This window comes from Streptomyces sp. x-80, assembly GCF_046549095.1.
Classification (GTDB): domain Bacteria; phylum Actinomycetota; class Actinomycetes; order Streptomycetales; family Streptomycetaceae; genus Streptomyces; species Streptomyces celluloflavus.
In genome coordinates this window covers 552062-560372 of the sequence record NZ_JAJPWM010000004.1, presented here as the reverse complement: position 1 = coordinate 560372, position 8311 = coordinate 552062, and the positions used below count along the sequence as shown (strand labels likewise).

At 72.2% G+C, this 8311-nt stretch carries 8 protein-coding genes; 4 read left to right on the top strand and 4 right to left on the bottom strand.

Annotation, left to right across the window (positions count from 1 at the left end; translation table 11 throughout):
- The 4 genes from ACLJWH_RS10565 to ACLJWH_RS10550 all read right to left on the bottom strand — a co-directional run.
- Positions 1–893: penicillin-binding transpeptidase domain-containing protein (locus ACLJWH_RS10565; RefSeq protein ID WP_411141337.1), on the bottom strand; the 893-nt coding region annotated here is incomplete at its 3' end.
- Positions 894–1109: 216 nt separating this feature from the next.
- Positions 1110–1235 (bottom strand): morphogenic membrane protein MmpB, encoded by a 126-nt coding sequence (gene mmpB, locus ACLJWH_RS10560; protein ID WP_411141336.1) that lies wholly within the window; start codon positions 1233–1235, stop codon positions 1110–1112.
- A gap of 126 nt (positions 1236–1361) precedes the next feature.
- Positions 1362–1574: an acyl-CoA carboxylase epsilon subunit gene (locus ACLJWH_RS10555; protein WP_411141335.1), complete on the bottom strand. Its 213-nt coding sequence runs from the start codon at positions 1572–1574 to the stop codon at positions 1362–1364.
- A gap of 50 nt (positions 1575–1624) precedes the next feature.
- Entirely contained in the window at positions 1625–3214 is a 1590-nt protein-coding gene (locus tag ACLJWH_RS10550; RefSeq protein WP_411141334.1) for an acyl-CoA carboxylase subunit beta, read from the bottom strand.
- A 133-nt stretch (positions 3215–3347) separates the two neighbouring features.
- Between ACLJWH_RS10550 and ACLJWH_RS10545 the strand changes: the two genes are divergently transcribed.
- The 4 genes from ACLJWH_RS10545 to ACLJWH_RS10530 all read left to right on the top strand — a co-directional run bounded on the left by ACLJWH_RS10545 (position 3348) and on the right by ACLJWH_RS10530 (position 8202).
- Positions 3348–4244 carry a biotin--[acetyl-CoA-carboxylase] ligase gene (locus ACLJWH_RS10545; protein WP_411141333.1) on the top strand — a complete coding sequence of 299 codons (897 nt, stop codon included), beginning with the start codon at positions 3348–3350 and terminating at the stop codon, positions 4242–4244.
- Between the two features lie 265 nt (positions 4245–4509).
- A complete protein-coding gene (locus ACLJWH_RS10540; RefSeq protein WP_411141332.1) occupies positions 4510–5709 on the top strand; it encodes an adenylate/guanylate cyclase domain-containing protein in 1200 nt (399 codons plus the stop codon).
- A 166-nt stretch (positions 5710–5875) separates the two neighbouring features.
- A complete protein-coding gene (locus ACLJWH_RS10535) occupies positions 5876–6664 on the top strand; it encodes an enoyl-CoA hydratase/isomerase family protein (RefSeq protein ID WP_411141331.1) in 789 nt (262 codons plus the stop codon).
- 449 nt (positions 6665–7113) lie between these two features.
- Positions 7114–8202 (top strand): diguanylate cyclase domain-containing protein, encoded by a 1089-nt coding sequence (locus ACLJWH_RS10530; RefSeq protein ID WP_411141376.1) that lies wholly within the window; start codon positions 7114–7116, stop codon positions 8200–8202.
- Positions 8203–8311 lie beyond the last annotated feature (109 nt).

Sequence of the window (8311 nt, the reverse complement as noted above, 5' to 3'; positions counted from 1 at the left end):
GTCTCGCGCATCTTGTCCGTGCCGATCTTGTGCGCGGCGTCCAGGAAGACGTTGTTGCAGGACCACTGCATACCGGTCTTCAGCGACGCCTTGTCGCAGGGCGCGGACGGGATGTCGTTGCCGACCTCGGTACGGGTCTGCGGGAGGGTGTACGGGGCGGGCGCGCCGGAGGAGGCGTTGATGTCGCTCACCGCACCGCTCTCCAGGGCCGCCGCCGCCGTCAGGATCTTGAAGGTCGAGCCGGGGGCATACGTCTCGCGCAGCGCGCGGTTGCTCATCGGCTTGCTCTTGTCCTTGTCCAGCGCCACGAACTTGTCGCTCTCCGCGTTCGTGTTGCCGGCGAAGATGGACGGGTCGTACGAGGGCGAGCTGGCCATCGCGAGGATCTTGCCGCTGCGCGGGTCGATGGCGACCACCGCGCCCTTGGCGCCCTTGAGGCTGGTCAGCCCCTTGTAGGCGGCCTTCTGCGCCTTCTCGTCGATGGTGGTGATCACATCGCCGCCGCGCGGCTTCTCACCGGTGAGGATGTCCTGGGCCCGGTTGAAGAACAGCCGGTCGTCCTTGCCGTTGAGGACCTTGTCGTAGACGCCCTCAAGGAAGTTGGTGCCCTGGTTCTGCGAGGCATAGCCGGTGATGGGGGCGTACATCGGACCGTCCTTGAACGTCCGCTTGTACTTGTAGTCGCCCTTGGTCTCCGCGGAGCCGGTGATCGGACTGCCGCCGACGATGATGTTGCCGCGCGGATAGGAGAACGCCTCGATCTTGACCCGGCGGTTGTTCGTGTCGTTCGCGAGGGAATCGCTCTGGACGAACTGGACCCAGGTCACGCGCACCAGCAGGGCGAGCACCAGCACCCCGCAGAAAACGGCAATACGCCTCAGCGGCCGGTTCATCGCTCTCCTACTCCCGACGCGGACATGCGGTCAGCGAGGACACATGGCCGGATTTGCATTCTTTCGAGAGAGAAAGATGAGTTTCGGCGGCCCATGGTTGCGGTGGCGGAATGTGAGGGTTGCCTCCCGCCCGGCGGGAACACCCGGCCACTCCCACCGACACGCCCGGCCGTTTCTGCCGACACGCCCGGCCGCTTCTGCCGGAACACCGGGCCACTACCAGACGAGCAGGACCATCAGCAGCACCGCGGCCACCGCCACCACGATCCCCAGCCGGCGGAGCTTGATCTGCGCGTCACGCAGCTCCTCGGGGGGTTCATCGGGCGGATCGGACCACAACATGCCATCGATCCTGCGCCGGTCTCCCGCGGCGGCGCCTGAGTACGCGTACTCAGACGGGAGGGCGCGAAGGACTAGTCGGTGCACTATGCACCGACCAGTCCGCGCCCCCGCGCTCCGCCCCGGTCCTCAGCGCGGCCAGTAGCTCGTACGCCAGGCCCGCGGGCCCGGGTGCGGCACCCGGCGCGCCGGAATCCTGGCCGCCGGATCGGACCACTCGTCGCCGGGGTCCGGTCCCGGCACGACGGCCGCGGCCGCCGCCGCCGACGTGCGGGCCCGGACCACCGCGAGAGCGGCGGCCAGCTCCTCAGGGGTCGGATTGCCCCGTACGACCTTGATCATCGGGAACGCCTCCTTGAACGGTTGTCGCCGGACCGCAGCCGGACGCGGGCTCAGAGCGGGATGTTGCCGTGCTTCTTCGGCGGCAGCGCCTCCCGCTTGTTGCGCAGGGTGCGCAGCCCGCGGACGATGTGCCGGCGGGTCTCGGACGGCATGATCACCGCGTCGACGTAGCCGCGCTCGGCCGCCACATACGGATTGAGCAGGGCGTCCTCGTATTCCTGGATCAGCTCCTGGCGCCTGCGGTCCTGTGCCGCCGGGTCCTCGATCGCGGCGAGCGTGCGGCGGTGCAGGATGTTCACCGCGCCCTGCGCGCCCATCACCGCGATCTGCGCGGTCGGCCAGGCCAGGTTGAGGTCCGCGCCCAGGTGCTTGGAGCCCATGACGTCGTACGCGCCGCCGAACGCCTTGCGGGTGATGACCGTGATCAGCGGCACCGTCGCCTCGGCGTACGCGTAGATCAGCTTGGCGCCGCGCCGGATGATGCCGTCCCACTCCTGGTCCGTACCGGGCAGGAAGCCGGGCACGTCCACGAACGTCAGCACCGGGATGTTGTACGCGTCGCAGGTGCGCACGAACCGCGCGGCCTTCTCGCTCGCGTTGATGTCCAGACAGCCCGCGCACTGCATCGGCTGGTTGGCGACGATGCCCACCGGATGGCCCTCGATGCGCCCGAAGCCGGTCAGGATGTTCGGCGCGAAGAGCGCCTGGGTCTCCAGGAACTCGTTGTCGTCCAGGACGTGCTCGACGACGGAGTGCATGTCGTAGGGCTGGTTCGCCGAGTCCGGGATCAGCGTGTCCAGCTCGCGGTCGGTGTCCGAGACCGTCAGATCGGCCTCCTCCGGGAAGGCCGGCGCCTCGGACAGGTTGTTGGACGGCAGATACGACAGCAGCGCCTTGACGAACTCGATGGCGTCCTTCTCGTCCCCCGCCATGTGGTGCGCCACGCCCGACGTGGTGTTGTGCGTCCGGGCCCCGCCCAGCTCCTCGAAGCCCACGTCCTCGCCCGTGACGGTCTTGATCACATCCGGGCCCGTGATGAACATGTGCGAGGTCTGGTCGACCATCACCGTGAAGTCCGTGATCGCCGGCGAGTACACCGCGCCGCCCGCGCAGGGCCCCACGATCAACGAGATCTGCGGTACCACCCCCGACGCGTGCACATTCCGCCGGAAAATCTCCGCGAACAGCCCGAGCGCGGCCACCCCCTCCTGGATGCGCGCCCCGCCCCCGTCGTTGATCCCGACGACCGGACAGCCGTTCTTCAGCGCGAAGTCCATCACCTTGACGATCTTCTCGCCGTAGACCTCGCCCAGCGACCCGCCGAAGACCGTGAAGTCCTGCGAATAGACACACACCGGACGCCCGTCGACCGTGCCGTAACCGGTCACGACACCATCGCCGTACGGGCGGTTCCGCTCGATCCCGAAGCTCGTGGAACGGTGTCGCGCGAACTCGTCCAACTCGACGAAGGAGCCCTCGTCGAGCAGCAGTCCGATGCGCTCCCGCGCCGTCAACTTGCCCTTCGCGTGCTGCTTTTCCACGGCGCGGGCGGAACCGGCATGCGTGGCTTCGTCGGTCCGCCGCCGCAGATCTGCCAGTTTGTCCGCGGTGGTGTGGAGGTGTGCTTCCGGTTCGGACATCGGGATGCGGCTCCTGCTCGTCCTGGACTGGGGCTCGTACGGAGAGTGGTGCGTGGGGTTGGCTACCGCCTCGTAGCGTATCGGCGGGACTGCTCCGCGGCAGTGCGTCGTTGACCACACCTACGCTGGCCCCATGACGCCCCCACCACCGGAAAACCGGGACAAAGACGACCGCGACGGCGCATCCGCCGACGGCCGGGACTCCCGCTGGTCCGACCTGGCCCGCCCGCCCCTCAACACCCAGGCGCTCCGCCGCGCCCTGCTGCGCCCCGGCAGCCTGTGGACCGGACTCGACGTCGTCACCTCGACCGGCTCCACCAACACCGACCTCGCCGCACGGGCCGCCGAGGGCCTGGCCGAGGGCACGGTACTGGTCGCCGAGGCCCAGTCGGCGGCCCGCGGCCGCCTGGACCGCCGCTGGTCGGCGCCGCCCCGCTCGGGCCTGTTCTGCTCCGTCTATCTCGCCCCCCGGGTCCCGCTGACCCGTTGGGGCTGGCTGCCCCTGCTGGCCGGTGTCGCCACCGCCACCGCCCTGACCCGCACCGCCGGCGTCGACACCGCCCTCAAGTGGCCCAACGACCTCCTCGTCACGGTGGACGGCGCCGAACGCAAGGCCGGCGGCATCCTCGCCGAACGCGCCGGCGACGGCGTCGTCCTCGGCATCGGCCTCAACGTCACCCTGGACACCGCCGAACTGCCCGTACCCACCGCGGGCTCGCTGGCCCTGGCCGGCGCCCACACCACCGACCGCGACACACTCCTGCGCGCCGTCCTGCGCTCCCTGGAGCACTGGTACACCCGGTGGCAGACGGCCGACGGCGACCCGGCGGCCAGCGGTCTCCAGGAGGCGTACGCGGCAGGCTGCGCCACCCTGGGCCGCACCGTGCGCGCCGAACTCCCCGGCGACACCCGGATCGTCGGCGAGGCCGTGGCGCTGGACGGCGACGGCCGCCTCATCCTGGCGACCCCCGACGGCGTCCAGCAGCCGGTCGCGGCCGGCGATATCGTCCATCTCCGCCCGGTGGACTGAACCGGCGGACGGAGCGGCCGGAGGGGCGGCGCCGGTGCGTCCCTCCGGCCCCGCCCGCGCGCCCAGAGGCGCCGTCCCACGCAACGCGAGCCGCTCCCCACCCCTCTTACCAGGCGTAACCAACCGACCCGACGAGGGACGGCGGCGGCACAGGAGAGTGAGCCAGAGCACACCTGCCGTATCGTTGGGGCGTCCGCCGGGGAGCGGACGACGGGCGAGCAGTGATCGGAAGGGCAGTGCGCAGGGATCGGACAGGGAGCGGGCGGTGACCACCGACGACTCGGGCGCCGCCCCACGCGATACGGACACCACGGACACCGCCGCGGGCGACACCGGCGGCGACCACGCCAAGAGCGGCGGCACGGGCACCCACGCCGCGGCCAACGACGCCTCCGCCACCACGGACAACCCCGACGACGACACCATCGCCATCCGCCTGGAACAGCTCATCCTGGGCGCCGACCGCCGCTACACCCCCTTCCAGGCCGCCCGCAGCGCCGGCGTCTCCATGGACCTGGCCGCCCGCTTCTGGCGCGCCATGGGCTTCGCCGACATCGGCCAGGTCAAGGCGCTCACCGAGGCCGATGTGCTGGCCCTGCGCCGCCTCGCCGGCCTGGTCGAGGCGGGCCTGCTGAGCGAGGCGATGGCCGTCCAGGTCGCCCGCTCCACCGGCCAGACCACCGCCCGCCTCGCCGACTGGCAGATCGACTCCTTCCTGGAGGGCCTGACCGAGCCTCAGGACACCGGTCTGACGCGCACCGAGATCACGTACCCGCTCGTCGAGCTGCTCCTCCCCGAGCTGGAGGAGTTCCTGGTCTACGTCTGGCGGCGGCAGCTCGCCGCGGCCACCGGCCGGGTCGTCCAGGCCCAGGACGACGCGGAGATGATCGACCGCCGGCTCGCCGTCGGCTTCGCCGACCTGGTGGGCTTCACCCGGCTGACCCGCCGTCTGGAGGAAGAGGAACTGGGCGAGCTGGTCGAGGCGTTCGAGACCACGGCCGCCGACCTGGTGGCCGCGCACGGCGGCCGGCTCATCAAGACGCTCGGCGACGAGGTCCTCTTCTCCGCCGACGACGCCGGCACCGCCGCCGAGATCGGACTGCGCCTGATCGAGACGATGACGCACGACGAGACGATGCCGGAGCTGCGCGTCGGCATCGCCTTCGGGACGGTCACGACCCGGATGGGCGATGTCTTCGGCACCACCGTCAATCTCGCCAGCCGCCTCACGTCGATAGCGCCGAAGGACACGGTGCTGGTGGACGAGGCGTTCGCGGAGGAACTGGGCCGTACCGGAGACGCGCCGGTCTCCGAGGCGGACGCCGCGGCGGCGGAGAAGGCGGCGAAGGAGGGGGCCGACGGAACGCCGCCGCCCTCCTACCGGTTCGCGTTGCAGCCGATGTGGCAGCGCCCGGTGCGCGGTCTCGGCGTCGTCGAACCGTGGCTGCTGAGCCGCCGCGGCTGACCCCTCGGCCCACGCGGCGCCCGGCACCCCGGGCCCACGCGGCCCGGTGCCACCGGCCCGTCCGGCCCCCGCACCGCGCCGCGTGGGCCACCTGCCGCACCGCGCGGGCCACCTGGCATGATCCCGGGCAACGCAAGGGGCGACGGTCGTCAACCGGGAGGGCTGTATGGAACGGTTCGGTGAATGGGTCGGCGTGGACCGGCACGGCTTCGTGGCGGAACTCGTCATGGACCGCCCGAAGTCCATGAACGCGGTGTCGACGGCGATGGCCGACGGTCTGGCGCAGGCGTGCGCCACGCTGGCCGCCGACGGCTCCGTACGGGCGGTGGTCGTCAGCTCCACCCACCCACGCGCGTTCTGCGTCGGCGCCGACCTCAAGGAGCGCAACTCCTTCTCGGACGCGGACCTGCGGCGGCAGCGCCCGCGCACCCGCGCCGCCTACACGGGCGTCCTGGAGCTGCCGATGCCCACCATCGCGGCGGTGCACGGCTTCGCGCTCGGCGGCGGCTTCGAGCTGGCGCTGGCCTGCGATCTGATCGTGGCGGACGGTACGGCGGTGGTCGGGCTGCCGGAGGTGTCGGTGGGCGTCATCCCCGGCGGCGGCGGGACGCAGCTGCTGCCGCGCCGGGTGGGCGCGGCCAGGGCGGCCGAGCTGGTCTTCACCGCGCGCCGGGTGCCGGCGGACGAGGCCGCGCGGCTGGGCCTGGTCGACGAGCTGGTGGCGGACGGGGAGGACCGCACGGCGGCGCTGGCGCTGGCCGCCCGGATCGCCCGTAACTCACCCGTCGGGCTGCGCGCGGCCAAGCGCGCCATGCGGCTCGGCCACGGCCTGGATCTCCGGGCCGGCCTGGAGCTGGAGGACGGCGCCTGGCGCAGTGTGGCCTTCTCCGGGGACCGGGCCGAGGGCGTGGCGGCCTTCAACGAGAAGCGGGACCCGGACTGGCCGGGGGAGTGACCCGGACGGCGGTTCCGGCCGGGGCGCCCGATGGCCGGCGCCCCGGGCCGCGCACGGCGAAGGAGTGACCGCGCCGGGACGGCGAAGGAGCACCCGCGCGGAGCGGGGGCCGCGCCGGGGAGCGACCACTCCGGACACCCCGGGAAGCGACCGCGCGAAGGCACCGGCACCCCCCGGAGCAACCGCCCCACGGATCGACCGCACCGAGCTCAAAAGGATCAAGTAACCGCCCCATGGCCGGCCGCCGCAGGGAAGACATCCCGAGGAAGACGCCCCGGCGAAGACGCCTGGTGTCGAAGGCGCGCGGAAAGGGGCGAATGGGGTTAAACATTCCTACGCTGTAGTAGCAGGATGTGCTCACGGTGACGGAATGTGAGGGTCCGGTGACGGACGAGGGTGCGGGTGCGGGCGACGCGAAACTGCGGGCCGTGGTGGAGCTGGCGCAGGCGATGGCGGCCGCGCACACCCCGCGGGAGTCGGCGCATGCCGCGGCGCAGGGGGTGCGGCAGGCGCTGGGGGGTTCCTTCGCGGCGATCTCGAAATGGGAGCGCGAGCTAGGGAAGCTGCGGGTGCTGGTCAATGTCGGCGAACTCGCCGAAGGGGAGCGGGAGTTCCCGGACGACGAGTCGTACCCGGTGCACGAGTTCCCGGAGATCGTCGGCTTTCTGCACGAGCGGTGGGCGGGCGGCGGCGGGCCCGACGCCTGGGTGGAGACCGCCGACGGGGAGCGCGCGGACGGCCCCGGCAACCACCGGCGGGTGGCCGCGCTGCGCCGCCGGGGCCGTGGCTGCTGTGTGGTCGCGCCGATCGTGCTGCACGGCCGGGCGTGGGGTGAGCTGTATGTCGCGCGCCGCGCCGGGGAGCCGGTCTTCGGCCGGGCGGACGCGGATTTCGCGACCGTGCTCGCCGCCGTGACGGCCGCCGGGATCGCGCAGACCGAGCGGCTCGCGGAGGCCCGCCGGCTCGCCTTCACCGACGCGCTGACCGGACTCGCCAACCGCCGCGCCGTGGACATGCGGCTGGACGAGGCGCTGGAGCTGCATTGCCGGGACGGTGCGGTGGTCAGCCTGGTGGTGTGCGACCTCAACGGGCTGAAGCGGGTCAACGACTCGCGCGGCCATGCGGTCGGTGACCGGCTGCTGGAACGATTCGGCTCGGTGCTCTCGCTGTGCGGCGCGATACTGCCCGGCACCCTCGCCGCCCGGCTCGGCGGCGACGAGTTCTGTCTGCTCGCGGTCGGCCCGTCGGCCGACGAGGTGGTCAAGGTGGCCGGTGAACTGTGCGACCGGGCCGCGGAGTTGGACCTCGGCGAGGGGGTCGCGGTGGGCGTCGCCTCGACCGGCGACCCGATCGGCCCGGTGTACACCGCCCGCCGGCTCTTCCGGCTCGCGGACGCCGCGCAGTACCGGGCCAAGGCGGCGCGGGCCGGGCAGCCGGTCGTCGCCGGCCGGGAGGGCGGCCCCGAGGACCCGGTCGTACGGCTCGCGGACGCGCCGGAGCGGCAGCCCGCGACGGAGCGCCGGAAGTTCCGGAGGTGAGGCGGTGGCGGACCGGGTGGGCGGACCCGCCCGCGCAGGTCACAGCCCGGGTAAGGGGTGATCCCGAAATCCGGTGGTGACATCTGACGATTCAGTCTCTAGGGTCCTG

Bases quoted from the DNA above. Each gene is read 5' to 3' on its own strand.
- ACLJWH_RS10530 (WP_411141376.1), top strand. From the start codon at position 7,114: ATGGCGGCCGCGCACACCCCGCGGGAGTCGGCGCATGCCGCGGCGCAG.
- ACLJWH_RS10535 (WP_411141331.1), top strand. From the start codon at position 5,876: ATGGAACGGTTCGGTGAATGGGTCGGCGTGGACCGGCACGGCTTCGTG.
- ACLJWH_RS10550 (WP_411141334.1), bottom strand. From the start codon at position 3,214: ATGTCCGAACCGGAAGCACACCTCCACACCACCGCGGACAAACTGGCA.
- ACLJWH_RS10545 (WP_411141333.1), top strand. From the start codon at position 3,348: ATGACGCCCCCACCACCGGAAAACCGGGACAAAGACGACCGCGACGGC.
- ACLJWH_RS10555 (WP_411141335.1), bottom strand. From the start codon at position 1,574: ATGATCAAGGTCGTACGGGGCAATCCGACCCCTGAGGAGCTGGCCGCC.
- mmpB (WP_411141336.1), bottom strand. From the start codon at position 1,235: ATGTTGTGGTCCGATCCGCCCGATGAACCCCCCGAGGAGCTGCGTGAC.